The 14,902-nt window shown below is 58.5% G+C and carries 17 protein-coding genes and 1 pseudogene; 12 read left to right on the top strand and 6 right to left on the bottom strand.

Going from position 1 to position 14,902, the window contains the following annotated elements:
• Positions 1-4 precede the first annotated feature (4 nt).
• The 4 genes from FZE95_RS14190 to FZE95_RS14175 are packed head-to-tail and all read left to right on the top strand — an operon-like array spanning position 5 to position 3,021.
• Entirely contained in the window at positions 5-496 is a 492-nt protein-coding gene (locus FZE95_RS14190) for a flagellar basal body-associated FliL family protein (RefSeq protein ID WP_150301517.1), read from the top strand.
• A 6-nt stretch (positions 497-502) separates the two neighbouring features.
• The gene (locus FZE95_RS14185) at positions 503-1,231 is read left to right on the top strand and encodes a FliA/WhiG family RNA polymerase sigma factor (RefSeq protein ID WP_150301516.1); all 729 of its coding nucleotides are present in this window, start codon (positions 503-505) and stop codon (positions 1,229-1,231) included.
• 18 nt (positions 1,232-1,249) lie between these two features.
• Positions 1,250-2,122: a flagellar motor stator protein MotA gene (gene motA / locus FZE95_RS14180; RefSeq protein ID WP_150301515.1), complete on the top strand. Its 873-nt coding sequence runs from the start codon at positions 1,250-1,252 to the stop codon at positions 2,120-2,122.
• Positions 2,119-3,021, top strand: coding sequence for a flagellar motor protein MotB (locus FZE95_RS14175; protein ID WP_150301514.1), 903 nt, complete (start codon positions 2,119-2,121; stop codon positions 3,019-3,021). Before motA ends, FZE95_RS14175 begins: the two co-directional genes overlap by 4 nt.
• Here FZE95_RS14175 and FZE95_RS14170 read toward each other — a convergent pair whose 3' ends face one another.
• The 6 genes and pseudogenes from FZE95_RS14170 to flgA all read right to left on the bottom strand — a co-directional run bounded on the left by FZE95_RS14170 (position 3,022) and on the right by flgA (position 8,732).
• A complete protein-coding gene (locus tag FZE95_RS14170; protein ID WP_150301513.1) occupies positions 3,022-3,384 on the bottom strand; it encodes a hypothetical protein in 363 nt (120 codons plus the stop codon).
• Positions 3,385-3,468: 84 nt separating this feature from the next.
• Positions 3,469-4,302 carry a winged helix-turn-helix domain-containing protein gene (locus tag FZE95_RS14165; protein WP_150301512.1) on the bottom strand — a complete coding sequence of 278 codons (834 nt, stop codon included), beginning with the start codon at positions 4,300-4,302 and terminating at the stop codon, positions 3,469-3,471.
• 706 nt (positions 4,303-5,008) lie between these two features.
• A complete protein-coding gene (gene lafA / locus FZE95_RS14160) occupies positions 5,009-5,845 on the bottom strand; it encodes a lateral flagellin LafA (RefSeq protein ID WP_150301511.1) in 837 nt (278 codons plus the stop codon).
• 241 nt (positions 5,846-6,086) lie between these two features.
• Positions 6,087-6,842, bottom strand: coding sequence for a methyl-accepting chemotaxis protein (locus FZE95_RS20115; RefSeq protein ID WP_397387135.1), 756 nt, complete (start codon positions 6,840-6,842; stop codon positions 6,087-6,089).
• A 102-nt stretch (positions 6,843-6,944) separates the two neighbouring features.
• Positions 6,945-7,736, bottom strand: a pseudogene (locus FZE95_RS20110) (cache domain-containing protein); the annotation flags it as partial.
• A 216-nt stretch (positions 7,737-7,952) separates the two neighbouring features.
• The gene (gene flgA / locus FZE95_RS14150; RefSeq protein ID WP_190324575.1) at positions 7,953-8,732 is read right to left on the bottom strand and encodes a flagellar basal body P-ring formation chaperone FlgA; all 780 of its coding nucleotides are present in this window, start codon (positions 8,730-8,732) and stop codon (positions 7,953-7,955) included.
• A 107-nt stretch (positions 8,733-8,839) separates the two neighbouring features.
• Here flgA and flgB point away from each other — a divergent pair, with 107 nt between their 5' ends.
• The 8 genes from flgB to FZE95_RS14110 are packed head-to-tail and all read left to right on the top strand — an operon-like array spanning position 8,840 to position 14,893.
• Positions 8,840-9,208 (top strand): flagellar basal body rod protein FlgB, encoded by a 369-nt coding sequence (gene flgB, locus FZE95_RS14145; RefSeq protein ID WP_150301508.1) that lies wholly within the window; start codon positions 8,840-8,842, stop codon positions 9,206-9,208.
• Positions 9,209-9,210: 2 nt separating this feature from the next.
• Positions 9,211-9,639 (top strand): flagellar basal body rod protein FlgC, encoded by a 429-nt coding sequence (gene flgC, locus FZE95_RS14140; RefSeq protein ID WP_150301507.1) that lies wholly within the window; start codon positions 9,211-9,213, stop codon positions 9,637-9,639.
• A complete protein-coding gene (locus tag FZE95_RS14135) occupies positions 9,639-10,319 on the top strand; it encodes a flagellar hook capping FlgD N-terminal domain-containing protein (protein WP_150301506.1) in 681 nt (226 codons plus the stop codon). Before flgC ends, FZE95_RS14135 begins: the two co-directional genes overlap by 1 nt.
• A 32-nt stretch (positions 10,320-10,351) precedes the next feature.
• Positions 10,352-11,557 carry a flagellar hook protein FlgE gene (flgE, locus tag FZE95_RS14130; protein WP_150301505.1) on the top strand — a complete coding sequence of 402 codons (1,206 nt, stop codon included), beginning with the start codon at positions 10,352-10,354 and terminating at the stop codon, positions 11,555-11,557.
• Positions 11,558-11,566: 9 nt separating this feature from the next.
• A complete protein-coding gene (locus FZE95_RS14125; RefSeq protein ID WP_150301504.1) occupies positions 11,567-12,298 on the top strand; it encodes a flagellar basal body rod protein FlgF in 732 nt (243 codons plus the stop codon).
• A gap of 12 nt (positions 12,299-12,310) precedes the next feature.
• A complete protein-coding gene (gene flgG, locus FZE95_RS14120; protein WP_150301503.1) occupies positions 12,311-13,096 on the top strand; it encodes a flagellar basal-body rod protein FlgG in 786 nt (261 codons plus the stop codon).
• A gap of 5 nt (positions 13,097-13,101) precedes the next feature.
• Positions 13,102-13,761, top strand: a complete 660-nt coding sequence (flgH, locus tag FZE95_RS14115; RefSeq protein ID WP_150301502.1) for a flagellar basal body L-ring protein FlgH — start codon at positions 13,102-13,104, stop codon at positions 13,759-13,761.
• A gap of 28 nt (positions 13,762-13,789) precedes the next feature.
• Complete coding sequence (locus FZE95_RS14110; RefSeq protein WP_150301501.1) at positions 13,790-14,893, top strand: flagellar basal body P-ring protein FlgI; 1,104 nt, start codon at positions 13,790-13,792, stop codon at positions 14,891-14,893.
• Positions 14,894-14,902: the final 9 nt, after the last annotated feature.

Below are 14,902 nucleotides of genomic sequence, written 5' to 3'. Positions count from 1 at the left end.
AGCCATGGCACTGCCGCGCATTATTCTTATTGTGGTCGTTCTGAATACGTTGATCCTCATTGCCAGCACCGGGCTCAACGTCTATTTGCTGCGCGGCGTTACTGTCGATAGCGAGGCAGGCGCTGGCGCGGAAACGGCTCAGTCGTCAGAAGACGCCGGCGCAGCAGCGCCAGCCCTCGACAAACAGTATCAGTTCTTCCCGGTAGAGAAGGTCATCGTCAATCTGCGCGGGAATAACCGTGAGCGCTATTTTGTACTGGACCTTGTGTTGCAGGCGGACCTCGCAACAGAGACCAGTCAGCTTGAACAGCTCGATCCGATCGTACGTAATTCCGTGGTAGCGAATCTGTCGGCAATGAGCTTCGAGGCACTTCGCAGCATGTCGATCAGCGACGTGCAGAACCAGCTCGAGGCGGCGCTGATCGCTGACCTGTCGACCAGGAACCTCAGCCAGCCGTTCGAGCATGTTCTGGTCAGCAAGATGATTGTTCAGTAACCAGCCATGAACAGCTCCTGCGCTATTGATACCGGCTACCCCTCGGAAGCAGACAGCCACGCCACGTTGTCCGGCGCCGAGGAGCAACGTTGGGTGCGACAGTATCTGCCATTGGTCAAACGTATCGTCAGCCAACTGTCGCTACAGGCGAACCAGGTGCTGGATCGCGAGGACATGGAGCAGATCGGCCTGATGGGCCTGCTAGAAGGCCTCAGACGTTATGGCACGCCCGATGAGTTTTTTGGACGCTTTGTTTCGTTGCGCATTCGCGGGGCGATACTGGATGAGTTGCGGCGGCAGGACTGGCGACCCCGGCAGGTACGGCAGCAGGTCCATAAGGTGCGCGATGAAATCCGCAAGCTGGCGAGGCAGCTTGGCCGCGAGCCCACCGACGAAGAAATACTCGGTCAAACTGGGCTTGACCGGCAAGGCTATATGGATTTTTTGCAGGCCGATGCGCTGGACGCCGTAGAGAGTCTTGATGATCTGCTGCAGAAAGGGCTGGAACCTGGTTCGGATTACAGCAGCGGCTTCGAAGAACGGCTCCATCAGGAACGTCTGCTGGCGCAGGCTCTGGGTCGATTGAACGAGCGGGAACGCCTGATCCTGACCCTGTATTACCAGCACGAACTGAATCTCAAGGAAATAGCCCTGGTGCTCGACCTCAGCGACGCCCGGGTATGCCAACTTAGCAAGCAGGCCCTGAACAAGGCCTGCGCCTTTTTAACCGCATAAGCAGAGTCCCGAAACACCATGCTGAAACTACTTGGATCCATCATTATCATCGCCGGCGTGTTGGGCGGTTACGCTATGGCCAACGGCGATATGGGCATGCTATGGCAGCCGGCCGAGATGGTCATCATCCTGGGAGCGGGTATTGGCAGCCTGATCGTAGGCAATCCCAAAGAGGTGCTCATCGAGATGCTGAGCCAGGCCAAGGGCGTGTTCATGTTCAAGCGTCGCGGCCAGGAATTTCAGCGGCAATTGCTCATGCTGTTGTATGAACTGCTGGAAACCGTAGAAGAAGGCGGCCTCAAGGCGCTGGATCAGCATATCGAAGAGCCGGAAGAGAGTGAGCTGTTCAACCAGTACCCGTTGATCAGCCAGGAACGCAACCTGATGGCCTTCATCGCCGATAATTTCCGTTTGATGGCCATGGGCAAGATCAGCGCCCATGAGCTCGAAGGCTTTCTCGAGCAGGAGCTGGATGCCATGGAGCAGGCACTGACGCAGCCGTCGCGCTCGTTGCACAATGTCGGGGAGGCGATGCCCGGCTTCGGCATACTCGCCGCCATCATGGGCATTATCATCACCATGGGGCACATTGACGGCTCGGTTGCCGAGATCGGTGGGCATGTTGCGGCGGCGCTGGTCGGTACCTTTATCGGTATCTTCATGTGCTACTGCCTCATGGGTCCGTTGAGCAATGCCATGGGGCAGCGGGTCAAGACTGAACTCTCAGCCCTCGAACGCGTGCGAACCACGCTGGTCGCGCACCTGGCTGGCAAGCCAACCCTGTTAGCCGTGGATGCCGGGCGCAAGCTGATTGAACAGGACGTCAAGCCTGCCTTCAAACAGCTGGAGATATGGGTAACCAACTTCGAAGAGCAGCGGGACGCGGCATGAAGCAAAAACAGGGCCATGATGAAATAACCATCATCAAACGCCGCTCTAAAAAGGGCCATGAGGAAGCGCATTCCGGCGCCTGGAAAGTGGCTTTTGCTGACTTCACCCTGGCGATGATGGCACTGTTCATGGTGCTTTGGCTGGTGCAGGCGATGAAGGTGGAGCAGGAAGCGGAGCTGAGAAAGTCCGTTGGCAGCCCGATCTGGGAGGGCGGCGCGGGTATTTTCGATGGCAGCAGCCCGCTCATCGTCGAGCCGGTTTCAGCCCCGCCGCCTGTTGCTCTGACGGAAGCCGAATATGAACGCAGCATTGATTCCACGCAGCATCTTGGCCAGGCCAGCCTGGCCGAGCTGAAGGATCTCGCCGTACTGATGAATGATATGGCCGTCGAAGTCGGCGCAGAGACTAATCTGCAGGTTGAGGTTGTGCCTCAGGGTTTGCGGATATTGGTCAAAGACGACCAGGACCGCTTCATGTTCCAACGCGGCAGCGCAAACCTGACCGAGCATTTCCACGGATTACTGACGCGACTGGCCAGCGTCCTGGGCCGGGTGGACAACAAGCTGATCATCAGTGGCCATACTGACGCTACGCCCTACCGCAGCAATGCGGGATACAACAACTGGAACCTGTCAGGAGACCGGGCGCTGCGTGCCAGAAACGTGCTGGTCGACGCCGGGCTGCCCGCGCACAGCATTCTGCAAGTGACTGCGCAGGCTGATGGCGTGCTGTTATTACCGGAGCAGCCGGAAAGCGGTGCCAACCGCCGAATCGAACTACTTTTGCTGACCACCCATGCCGAGACGCTATACCGGGATTTGTTTGGTGAGCGCTCGGCGCAGGTCCATTTCAGTGAGCAGGGCGCGGACTATCGCAGCAGTGCACCAGAAACGCTCTGATCAGGGGCAGAAAACCTGCAAGCTGGCGCGGGCATACAGGCATTCGCCTATCTGATACAGCCTGATATGTGCGCCTTCGCGGCGGCTGTAGAGCAGGCTGAAAATCAATTCGTTATCCATGCCGGAGGCAAGTTGCGTAACCTCGCCATGGCTCACAGCCAGGCGGTGATGTGCGCCGTCTCGCTCGACCAGGCCGGCATTTTCCAGCAGCGTATCGGCTTGACGACTCAAGGCATAAAAACGGCCGTCTTCGAAGCGGATACTGTGTACCGCATTGATAAGCCGGCCGTCGCTCAGCTGTACCTGCCCACTGGACCGGTAGCGGCCATCGGGCAAGGTAGTGGGGGTCGGTTGATACCCCACATGCCAGGCTAACGCTAACGCTAACGCCAATATGACGGGCAGGATTGGCCGGCGAAGCGGGCGCAAAATTGCGCAACCGGCGGCTCATAACAGACATTGTTTCAGTTGTTTGTCATCCAGAAGGTTCAGTTGGTTGGCATGGAACATCAACCAGTTGACGCTCGCCGTTTCGCGATGGCAGAACAGTTGATAATACCCGCCGTGGCGGTCCAGCGTCAGCAAGCTAGCGCCTTCGCTGAGCGAAGCAAGGCGTTCGAACAGGCCAGCGCTGTCCCGCTCCAGCGAATCCAGCGCCCGACCATCTTTTGCCATCAGCTGCAGGGTCAGCGCGCCTCGCTCAAGACTGCGAGTGGCCAGATTTTCCGGTCGTTCCCGAATCCAGGCGCTGGTCCCCAGGCCCACCAGCAAGGTCAGGATAAATAGCCCGATTGCAGGCCAGTGTGAGCGCGCGGGGCGTGCCGCATCCGTCACCACCGAGGGCGTTGGTTCCTCAGGCTCCACGGATGAGGCGGGCGCCGCTGGCTCAGCGGCCCGGCGCTCGGCGACATAGTGCGGGTTGAACTGGTAACCGCGACGGGGCAGGGTCTGAATGATTTCACGCCCCTTTTCATCGCAAAACAGTTGCCGCAACGAATAGATCTGTTGGTTCAGGCTGCCCTGTCCGACTACGCGGTCCGGCCAGGCATAGCTCATCAGTTCTTCCCGGGACACTACTTCGCCGGGCGCTTGCAAGAGCCTCTCAAGCAGGCGGCTGCCGGCATAACCAAGATCGACTCGCTCCTCCTGTTCGCCGCGCTGGATGAGCAACTGATACATCGACGGATAGAAAGAAATGGTCCGTTCAGTGCTGCCGGTTTTGAGTACTAGGTACGTCACCGGACCTGACGGAGAGCTCGCTGGGATAAGCGGTGCATTCATGAAAGATTAACCAGCCCTTACGGCTTAGATTCATAGGGCAAATTTATATGACGCAGCATTCTTACCCCTTGAATTGCGCCCGATGTAGCCTCGACGATTGCGCGATAGCTGAAATCGCCCGAACCAGATGGCTCCGCCTACCAACAAAAACGCCCCCGGAAGGTGGAGGCGACGGTAACGCAGCGCATTGCGGCCGAGCAATGAATAACCGCACAGCCTTGGGCCGGAGTTTAGCGTAAAACGACTGCAGCGTGCGACCGGGTAGTCACGGTTGGTCGGGTATTCGGCGAGCAGGGCAGGGGCTTTGAATGGTTTGGCTCTTCTATTGCTTGCCACCTTGTCCAGATTGGGCGTTTCAATACGAACTATGTGAGCGCTGCTCTTCCGAGCTGACAAGCGCCGCCGCCAGGCCAGATGAACATCTGAAAACCGTACGAGCTGGTGCTCGGACTTCCCAAGAACCCCCAAACCTGCGCCCGCCTCGGTACTGTTCACCCTGCCCCGGGAACCGTCTAGCACCAATGGACACGTGTGCTGCAGCTCCTCTCAGCGGTCTGTGAACTGAAAGTTCCTCGTTGAGCTCGTCCTGTTTTGCTGCATTACTGCACTTCATCCGCCGTGCAGGCGGTAATTCAGCTGGAGCGTCCAGAATGCACAAACAAAAACGCCCCCGCAAAGCGGAGGCGTTGGTACCACAAGCTGTCACTTAGCCCAGCAGCGACATAACCATGCCCGGCATCTGGCCGGCTTGCTTGAGCATGGAAATGCCGGACTGCATGAGCATGGAGTTCTTGCTCATGTTGGCGCTTTCCATGGCGAAGTCAGCGTCCATGATACGGCCTTTGGCCATTTCAGTGTTGTCCTTCATGTTGGCCAGGTTGTTAGTCGTGTGGTTAAGGCGGTTGATGTTGGCACCGAACTCTCCACGAGCTGTACCAATATTGGTGAGCAGGGTATTGAGGGCACCGATTTCGGTGACGGAGTTTGCCTGGCTAGTCAAGTCGCCGAGAGCGGTTAGATCGATGTCTGCCACCGCAACTTCAACGGTCATTTTATCGGTAGCGCCAGCACCAATCTGGAAATCGATACCGGCAGCGTTGACTGCTGTATCGAATTTCCCACCCGTCAGCAGTTTCGTACCGTCGCCATACGACGTGTTTTCCATAATATTTTTCAGCTCTGCAGCCAGCGCCGTATATTCAGCATCGAGTGCAGCGAATTCATTTGCCCCGTTGGTGCCGTTGGCGCCTTGCGTTGCTAGGTCCTTCATGCGAAGTGCTATATCCGTTACTTCGCTAAGCGCGCCTTCTGCTGTTTGCAACATGGAGATAGCATCTTGAGAATTACGAGAAGCCATTGCCATGCCGCGACTCTGAGCATTCAGACGAGTAGCAATCTGCAGGCCAGCTGCGTCGTCCGCGGCGGAGTTGATACGCAGGCCGGTGCCCAGGCGCTGCTGGTTGGTGGCCAGTGCGTTGTTGGACTTGTTCAGGGCGGTGTTAGTGGTCAGTGCTGAGTGGTTGGTATGAATCGACAGAGCCATGTTAGTGATCCTTATTGCGATGTGATGAAAATCCCGAGCTGGCTGTATCGCCTGCTAAAGATGGAAGACGACCTTCGCGAGTGGTTCCTTAAGTTTTTTTTCGGTTGCGCTGACGCCTCGTCCATTTAAACGAAAACGCCCCGCTATGCGGGGCGTCTGTAATCGTCTGCTGTTGTTTAGTTCGTCACTGTATATAGCCGCGACGCACCAAGTCTTGGACATCAATGGCTTATCTGATGGCTCAAATACGGAACTGCCCCACCAACCGCTGCAGGTTTTCGGCCAGGCCGTTGAGTTCGAGGGAGGTTTGCGCGCCTTCGGTTGCATCCCGCGCGACGCCGTCCACGGCATCGGCGATGTGGTGGACGCTACGATTGATCTCTTCGGCGACGGCGGTCTGTTCTTCAGCGGCGCTGGCAATCTGGGCGTTCATGGAATTGATGGTGGCAATCAGGGCGGCAATGGCGTCCAGCGCTTCGCCGGCCTGATTGGACTGGGCTCGGGTACTTTCGCCCTGTTGGCCGGCGCGCTCCATGCTGGTTACTGTTATGGCTGTGGTGTTTTGCAGGCGATCAACCATGCTCTGGATTTCTACCGTACTCTGCTGCGTGCGGCTTGCCAGGGCGCGCACCTCATCCGCCACGACGGCGAATCCGCGGCCGGCTTCACCCGCGCGTGCAGCCTCGATGGCAGCGTTGAGCGCGAGCAGGTTGGTCTGTTCGGCGACCGCCCGTATTACGTCGAGCACGCCGACGATGCCCTGCACGTCCTGCTGCAATCCGTTCAGCGACGTGCCGCTGTCGCGCAGCTCCCCTACCAGGTCGTGGATTTGCTGGATGCTGAGGTCTACCACGCGCTTGGCTGCCTGACCCTGTTGATCAGTTTCCTGAGCGGCTTCGGCCGCTTGCTGGGCACTCACCGCTACTTCGTTCGCCGCAGCCGACATTTCGTTGATGGCAGTGGCCACCTGATCGGTCTCATGACGCTGGGCTATCATCGCCTGCTCGGAGCGCTGGGCCTGACCGGCAACGCTACCGACCAGCGTGGTCAACTGGTTGGTCGTCTGGGCGACTTGCTGTACCAACCCATGGATTTTCTCGACAAAGCGGTTGAACGAGCCAGCCAGCTCGCCCAGTTCGTCGTGACTGGTAATGGGCAATCGGTGGGTCAGATCGCCTTCACCGGCGGCCATATCGTCGAGTTTATGCTTGATCAGCAGAAGCGGTCCTAACAGGGACCGACTGATGATCGTCGCCAGGAACGCGATGAGGGCCAGCAAAGCCAGAGCCGAGCCCAGCATGATGGTAAGCAGGCTATCGACTCTGTCGTCGAATACCGCTCGAGCCGCTTGAACATCGCGTTCTACGCCATCCAGGTTCAAAGAGGTGCCGAATACCATGTCCCATTTTGGCAAATAGTCGGCGTAACCGATTTTTGGTACCAGCGTGGTGCTGTTACCCAGAACGAAGCTGTAATCGACGTAATGGGTACCGTCCATACCGGCACGGACCAGTTCGCGGATTGCATATTTTCCGGTGGGGTCGCGGAAGTCATAGAAACTCTGCCCGATCTTGTCTTTCGTGTCGCCTTGCAGGATGCGTACGGCCTGTTCGTCGTAACCCCAGAAGTATCCATCCGAGCCGTAGGAAAGCGTTTCCAGAATCGCCACGGCGCGGTCCCGCGCTATCGGATCGTTTGGAGCTGATCGCTGATAAATCGGGGCGACCATTTCCATGGCGAGCTGAACGTAGTTTTTCAGCTCGGCGCGGCGATCCCGAATGAGATTGGCGCGGGTCTGTTCCTCCTGGTTATCCGCCAGCGTTCCAAGCGTTATGACGGCAACGCCGCTGAGCAGAATTGCCAGTAGCAAGAGGGGCACCAACGCAAGCATAAGCAGTTTGGTCTGCAAGCGTAATCTGGAAAACATGGTTTGTTCCTTGGATAAATAGATGGTAAGCCCCGCGAGGAGTGCTCGCAGGATTGACACGCATATGGCTCGAAGGCAGGGGTATCGACCGCGAGTCAGGGTTGTTGAGAGGCAATGTGGTTTTCTTTCTGCCTGATCTGGTTGCTAAGGCTCACTTGCTGTCGTTATGGGGACACCGGGTCACTCCCAGGTACTGGTTACTTCACCCGGGCCTGTCACCTGGGCCTGAATGACTGTGTCGCTGGAGGTATTACGCACGCGGATGACGTCGCCGAAGCTCCCTTCGGCAAGTGCTTCCCCCTGGGTTGAGGCTTCGATGCCGTCCTGGCGAGCCAGAATGCGTACCGGCTGACCCCGGCGTACCGGCGCCGCTTCATTCAAGAGCGAAGCATTGAGTGCCTGGCCTGCGCGCAGTCGGCGGCGGGCGCTGAGGCCGGCGACTTCGCTTTCGTCAACCATAAAGCCGCGTTGGGCACGGCTGATATTGATGCGCTCGCGCGTCAAATGACCGGGTTCGATGGCCTGGCCGCGATCAATATTGGTAGCGGTGGTCAGTACTGGCAGAAACAGGTCCTGGCGCGTACTTACCGTTTGCGTCCAGCCGGGCTGATCGGGGCAACGCAGCTCCAGGCGCATACGGTCAAGCGGGGTAGGGCGACCACTGGTCTGGGTCACATCGAGTGGTTGACTACAGGACGCAAAGGCGCTGCTGTCGCTCAAGGGGCTGATATTCAGGCTGTAGGTCAGGTCGCGCCAGCCGCTTCGTTCGGCTTCCCGTTTGATCATCCTGTCCAGGTAGGTATTCGCCGCCTGTTCAATTTGCATCGTAGCGTTATCGGCAGCATCGACCGCGCCGACGAGCAAAAGGCTAAACGCCAGAGCGGAAAAGGTCTTTCCCCCATTGTTTTCCGGTCGATGCAAAGGCGGAAGCAAAACGGTGGCGAGGCGCCGAATGGACATGTGCTGAACCTTGTAAATCAATGATTTGGGAGCGGCGATGGCTCTAGGCATAGATAATGCATAGACCATGCCGGAGAGGGGCAACGGTTCAGCAAGGGTTCAGGGCGATGAGTATACAACTAGACAAGGCTTTCGGCGTTCACGTACAGGCTATGGAAGTGCGCATGCAGCGCAGCGAAGTTCTCGCGGCAAACCTGGCAAATGAAAGCACTCCGGGGTTCCAGGCGCGGGATATCGATTTCTCCAGTGCCATGCGCCAGCTGGAGGGGAGCAGCGACTCGCCCTTTGCTTCTTCAGCGAGCTCTGCGCAGGAGCTGAAGTACCGAGTGCCAAACCAGTCCGCTCAGGACGGCAATACCGTTGAGCTGGGCGTCGAACAGGCGGAGTTTTCCCGCAATGCGATGGATTTCCAGACCAGCCTGACCTTTCTCACCATGAAATTCAGCGGGCTGAAAAAAGCCATAGAAGGACAGTAAGTATGTCGTTCGATTCGATCTACCGTATTGCCGGCTCGGCGATGAACGCACAGACCGTGCGCCTGAACACCGTAGCGAGCAACCTGGCCAACGCGGAATCGGCAGCGGGCAACGCTGCGGACGTGTACAAGGCGCGCAAGCCGGTGTTCGCAGCCATCTATGAAAACGGCGAATTGACCCGGCCGCTGGGTATGGGCGGCGCACACGTGCAGGTGATGGACGTGGTCACTACCGGCCGCGATCCGCAGCGCCGGCATGAACCCGGTAATCCGCTGGCCGACGCTCAGGGCTACGTCTACTACCCGGACGTCAACAGTATCGAAGAGATGACCGACATGATGTCGGCGACACGCAGCTTCGAAACCAGCGTTGAAGTTCTGAACAAAGTCAAAAGCATGCAGCAGTCCCTGCTGCGTCTCGGGGAAATCTAATGACCACGATCACTAACGGGGTTCAGGGCGCAGCGGGTGCGGTGGCCGGCGATGAAGCGCCGCGCGCAGCAGTCAATGTCAGCGATGCCGCGCAGCTGGAAAACACCTTTATCACCATGATGACTGCGCAGATCCGCAATCAGGATCCGACCAAGCCGATGGATAGCAGCGAATTCGTTAGCCAGTTTTCGGCAATGTCGCAGGTCAAGAGCATGGAGAACATGGCCGCGCTGACGCGCAACAACATGATCCTGACCGACAACCTGCAAACCCTTACGGCGGCAGGGTTGGTCGGGCAGGAGGTCAAGGTCGGGGTGAGCCAGGTCAATCTCGGCGAGGCGGTGGTCAAGGGGCAGGTGACCCAGCAGCACGCATCCGGGCAAACCCTGATCCGGCTGACCGACAGCAACGGTACGGCACAGGAGTTCAGGCTGGGTGGTCAGCCGGCCGGCCCAGTGAGTTTTGAGATCGATCCTGTTGCCCTCGGCCTGGCGCCGGGGCGATACAGCATCGAAGCCGAAACCGACACCGGGGAATATCCCGCCACCGAAGTGGCCGGTGTGGTCCGTCACGTTCGCGTCAGTGAAGAGGGGCCGGTGCTGGATGTTGAAGGGGCTGGTGATGTGCCCTTCTACAGAATTACAGAATTTGGTCAGACGGCTGTAGCCGGGCTGCTTTAACCATTCAAGAATCCTTCTGGAGGCTTTAAGCCATGAGTTTGAATATCGCACTGTCCGGTTTGAATGCTGTCTCCGATCAGCTCGGAACCATCAGTAACAACATCGCCAACGCCGGCACCACCGGCTTCAAATCCTCGCGTACGGATTTTGGCAGCGTCTATTCGGAAAGCCAGGCGTTGGGCGTCGAAGTGCTCGGCAAGACGCAAAGCATCTCCCAGAGTGGTTCGGTGGTGGCCACCGGCCGTACGCTGGATCTGGCGATTGCCGGCGGCGGCTTCTTCATGACCAGAAGCGAAGGCAACGGAGAGGTGGGGTATACCCGTGCGGGTGTATTCAATACCGATAAGGATAACTTCGTTGTCAGCGCAACCGGACAGCGTCTGCAGGGCTATTCGGTAAATGCTGCGGGTGCGTTGCAGACCGGGGCGACCGGCGATCTCCGGTTGGCGGCGACCAATCTGCCAGCGAGCGCAACTGACAGTCTGAGCTTCGTTGCCAACCTGGATGCGGACGGCGATGTTCCTGCAGTGGGTTTCGACCCTGAGGATGCTGAAAGCTTCAACTCCAGCTACACCACGAAGGTGTTCGATTCGCTGGGGCGCGAGCATACGCTGACCCAATATTTCGTCAAAACGGACGAAAACAAATGGGACGTCCGTTACTACGCTGACGGGGCGGAAGTGTCTGCCGCGCACGCAGAAATTGAATTCGATGCTTTTGGCGCGCTGGTTGGTCCTCCTGTTGCTGGTGGTGCTACGCCTGGCGTTGTTGAGTTCACCACAGGTGGGGCCGCGCCCATAAATCTTGCCGTCGACTACACCGGCACCAGCCAATACGGTTCTGATTTCGTGGTCACTGCCAACCGTGCCAACGGCTACTCCGCCGGCGAGCAGACCGGCCTGGCGGTAGAGCGGGACGGCAAGATTTACGCTACTTACAGCAATGGCGAGCGTCGTATTCAGGGGCAGCTGGTGCTGGCTAACTTCGTCAATGCACAGGGGCTGGACAACAAGTCTGGCACGCTCTGGGCCGAAACCGAGGCATCCGGCGCAGCGTTGCTGGGTATTCCTGGGGTAGGGCAGAACGGCGCGATCAGCTCCGGTTCGCTGGAAAACTCCAACGTGGACATGAGCGAGCAGCTGGTCGGCCTGATGGAAGCTCAGCGTAACTATCAGGCGAACACCAAGGTGTTGAGTACTGACAAGGAAATCAACCAGCTGCTGTTCAACGCAATCTAGGGCTGAACCATGGATCGCTTGGGATATACCGCAATGAGCGCCGCCAGCCGCAGCATGATGTCGCTGCAGGTGCAGGCCAATAACCTTGCCAACGTCAATACGCCTGGTTTTCGTGCAGACCTTGAAGCCGCAGAGTCAGCCGCGGTGGCAGGTTATGGCTACGACAGCCGGCATCTGGCGGTCGTCAGGGACAACGGCGTAGACATGCGTCCGGGGACGGCCATGGCTACCGGCCGGTCGCTGGACGTGGCAATACAGGGCGACGGTTTGCTCGCTGTGGAGGTCGACGGTGGCGGTGAGGCCTATACCCGCCACGGCAGTTTGCAGGTGGATGCGGACATGCGGCTGACGGTCAATGGCCGGCCGGTACTAGGCGAAAACGGTCCGATCATGCTGCCCGAATATGACAGCGTGAGTATCGGTTCAGACGGGGTGATCACCGTGGTGCCGCGCGGCGATTTCGTTATTGTCGAGGCCGGTCGCATCAAGCTGGTGGACGAGCCGGCCAGCAATCTGGTCAAGCGACCGGACGGCCTTCTGGCTACCCGCAATGGCGAGCCCGCACAAGATAACGATGAAGTCGTACTGGTATCCGGGCACCTGGAGTCGAGCAACGTATCGGCCATCGAGCAGCTGGTTTCCACCATGAGTCTGAATCGTCTGTTTGAAGCTCAGGTAAAGATGATGAAAGCCGCCGAGGATCTATCCACGGCAGGTAATCGAATGATTCGCGGCGGTTAACGGAGACACCTTATGAGTTCAGCAATGTGGGTAAGCAAGACCGGTCTGGCCGCGCAGGACAAGGCGCTATCGGCTGTCGCCAATAACCTGGCGAACATCAATACCACCGGCTTCAAGAGCGACCGGGTGGTGTTCGAGGATCTGTTCTATACCATCGAAAAGCAGCCGGGCGCCCTGGCTGATCAGGTCAATACGGTGCCTTCCGGTATCCAGTTGGGGAGCGGCGTACGGGTTGCCGGCACGCAGAAAGTCTTCACCGAAGGCAGCATGCAGACCACCAACCAGCCAATGGACCTGGCGATTGTCGGCAATGGTTTCTTCCAGGTCGAAGCGCCGAACGGTGACATCCTCTACACCGAGAATGGCCAGTTCCAGTTGAATGCTGAAGGTCTGATGGTCAACAGCCAGGGCCTGCCGCTGGTACCCGCGATCGAAGTGCCGGCAGGCAGCAGCCGTTTCACGGTGAGCTCCGATGGTATCGTCAGCGCCATTCTGCCGGGCGACCCGACACCAAGCGAGCTGGGGCAGATCAGCCTGGTCAACTTTGCCAACCCGGCCGGGCTGGAAGCGCTCGGGGGGAATGTCTACCGCGAAACCATAGCCAGCGGTGAACCGGTGGAAGGGGTGGCCGGGGAAGAGGGGCTTGGTCAGCTCAAGCAGGGTGTGCTGGAAGGTTCCAATGTGCAGGCTGTGGAGGCAATGGTGTCGATGATCTCGATCCAGCGCGCCTATGAAGCCAATGCCAAGGTATTGGATGCGGCGTCCGGCATGATGCAGTTCCTGAACCAGACGGTATAAAGGCCATGAAAGCTGTCCTGCCAATGCTGTTGCTGGGGTTCCTGGCTGGTTGCCAGTCCTTCGATCAGATCACCGACGACGACTCCGAAGCATACCGTCCGCCCGAGCCGCTGTACGCCGAACCTTCAGGGACCGCGGGCGGGCTGTTCCACGCCGGCTATCGCGGTTCGCTGGTGGGGGATCGCCGGGCAGCCAGCGTTGGCGACATTCTTACCGTGGTGTTGGCCGAGTCGACGCAGTCGAGCAAGAGCGCGGGAACCCGTTTCGGCAAGGAAAGTAGCGTCGGGATCGGTATTCCGACTTTGTTCAACAGCGAATTTGAGCAGTTGCAGAGTTCCGCCTCTGCCAATCGGGATTTCGATGGCTCAGCGAGCAGCTCCCAGCAGAACACGCTGCGGGGGTCGATTGCAGTGGTCGTCCACCAAGTGCTTCCGGGCGGTACATTGTTGGTGAAAGGTGAGAAAACCCTGCAGCTGAATCAGGGCGACGAGATTATCCAGTTGAGCGGTATGGTGCGCCAGGATGATATCAACCGCTACAACCAGGTTTCGTCCCAGAACATAGCCAACGCGAAAATTTCCTATGCCGGCCGCGGCGCGCTGGCGGACAGCAATCGTCCCGGCTGGTTGACACGCTTCTTCACCAGCCCGGTGTTCCCTTTCTGACGTGCTGAGTTATCTGCGGAGTTGTTTTATGTTGCCCTTGCTACGGCTGTTGGCTGTTATCTGTGTGCTGAGCGGTTCGCTGGCGCATGCCGCTGTGCCGCTGATGGATCTGGTGGACGTGGAGGGTATTCGGGGTAACCAGCTGCTCGGTTACGGTCTGGTGGTGGGCCTGGACGGTACCGGCGACCGGGACCAGGTCGAGTTCACCGGGCAGTCCATGACCAATATGTTGCAGGATTTCGGTGTCACGCTTCCGCCGAATGCCAATCCCAAGTTGAAGAACGCTGCGGCGGTCACAGTGACCGCGGTGGTTCCCCCTTCATACAGTCCGGGTCAGACCATCAATGTCACGGTGTCTTCGCTGGGTGATGCGAAGAGTTTGCGCGGTGGTCTGTTGCTCATGACGCCGCTGCACGGGATAGACGGAGAGGTCTATGCGATAGCCCAGGGGGATCTGGTGGTGGGTGGTCTGAACGCCTCGGGCGCCAGTGGATCATCGGTGTCGGTCAACAGCTCCAATACCGGTCTGATTCCGTCCGGCGCGACGATCGAGCGAATGATTCCGAGTGATTTTTCCGAGCGCCCCGAGGTCATGCTTAACTTGCGCAAGCCAAGCTTCCAGACGGTCGCCCGTATCGTCGAGGGGATCGACAAGGTGTTCGGCAAGCATACCGCGACGGCCTTGAATGCAACCAAGGTGTCGGTACGTGCTCCGCTTACCAGCACGCAGCGCATGAGTTTCATGGCAATGCTTGAAGGCTTGCAGATCGAAGAGGGCCGGGTCAGGCCCAAGGTGGTTTTCAATAGTCGTACCGGCACCGTGGTGGTGGGCAAGGAGGTGCGGGTCAGTGCTGCAGCGGTCGCGCATGGGTCGCTTACCGTCACCGTTAGCGAAAACCCTCAGGTAAGCCAGCCGGGTGCCTTTTCGGGTGGTCAGACTGCTGTGGTGCCGGGTACCGATATTGAAGTACTGCAGGAAGCTAACCCGATGTTCGAGTGGCCGGAGGGAGCCAGCCTGGAGGCGATCATCAGCACGGTAAACAGTCTGGGTGCCACACCGGATGATGTGATGAGTATTTTGCAGTCGCTTGAGCGCGCTGGCGCATTGAACGCCGAACTGATCGTAATGTGAGCCTGGATT

It is taken from the genome of Pseudomonas profundi, from assembly GCF_008638305.1.
Lineage (GTDB): Bacteria > Pseudomonadota > Gammaproteobacteria > Pseudomonadales > Pseudomonadaceae > Halopseudomonas > Halopseudomonas profundi.
Note: the sequence above shows the minus strand (reverse complement) of the source record. Positions and strands in the feature narration are given on the sequence as shown.

Bases quoted from the DNA above. Each gene is read 5' to 3' on its own strand.
- FZE95_RS14110 (WP_150301501.1), top strand. From the start codon at position 13,790: ATGTTGCCCTTGCTACGGCTGTTGGCTGTTATCTGTGTGCTGAGCGGT.
- flgB (WP_150301508.1), top strand. From the start codon at position 8,840: ATGAGTATACAACTAGACAAGGCTTTCGGCGTTCACGTACAGGCTATG.
- FZE95_RS20115 (WP_397387135.1), bottom strand. From the start codon at position 6,842: ATGATAGCCCAGCGTCATGAGACCGATCAGGTGGCCACTGCCATCAAC.
- FZE95_RS14125 (WP_150301504.1), top strand. From the start codon at position 11,567: ATGGATCGCTTGGGATATACCGCAATGAGCGCCGCCAGCCGCAGCATG.
- flgG (WP_150301503.1), top strand. From the start codon at position 12,311: ATGAGTTCAGCAATGTGGGTAAGCAAGACCGGTCTGGCCGCGCAGGAC.
- lafA (WP_150301511.1), bottom strand. From the start codon at position 5,845: ATGGCTCTGTCGATTCATACCAACCACTCAGCACTGACCACTAACACC.
- flgA (WP_190324575.1), bottom strand. From the start codon at position 8,732: ATGTCCATTCGGCGCCTCGCCACCGTTTTGCTTCCGCCTTTGCATCGA.
- flgE (WP_150301505.1), top strand. From the start codon at position 10,352: ATGAGTTTGAATATCGCACTGTCCGGTTTGAATGCTGTCTCCGATCAG.
- FZE95_RS14175 (WP_150301514.1), top strand. From the start codon at position 2,119: ATGAAGCAAAAACAGGGCCATGATGAAATAACCATCATCAAACGCCGC.
- motA (WP_150301515.1), top strand. From the start codon at position 1,250: ATGCTGAAACTACTTGGATCCATCATTATCATCGCCGGCGTGTTGGGC.
- FZE95_RS14135 (WP_150301506.1), top strand. From the start codon at position 9,639: ATGACCACGATCACTAACGGGGTTCAGGGCGCAGCGGGTGCGGTGGCC.
- FZE95_RS14165 (WP_150301512.1), bottom strand. From the start codon at position 4,302: ATGAATGCACCGCTTATCCCAGCGAGCTCTCCGTCAGGTCCGGTGACG.
- flgC (WP_150301507.1), top strand. From the start codon at position 9,211: ATGTCGTTCGATTCGATCTACCGTATTGCCGGCTCGGCGATGAACGCA.
- FZE95_RS14185 (WP_150301516.1), top strand. From the start codon at position 503: ATGAACAGCTCCTGCGCTATTGATACCGGCTACCCCTCGGAAGCAGAC.
- FZE95_RS14190 (WP_150301517.1), top strand. From the start codon at position 5: ATGGCACTGCCGCGCATTATTCTTATTGTGGTCGTTCTGAATACGTTG.
- flgH (WP_150301502.1), top strand. From the start codon at position 13,102: ATGAAAGCTGTCCTGCCAATGCTGTTGCTGGGGTTCCTGGCTGGTTGC.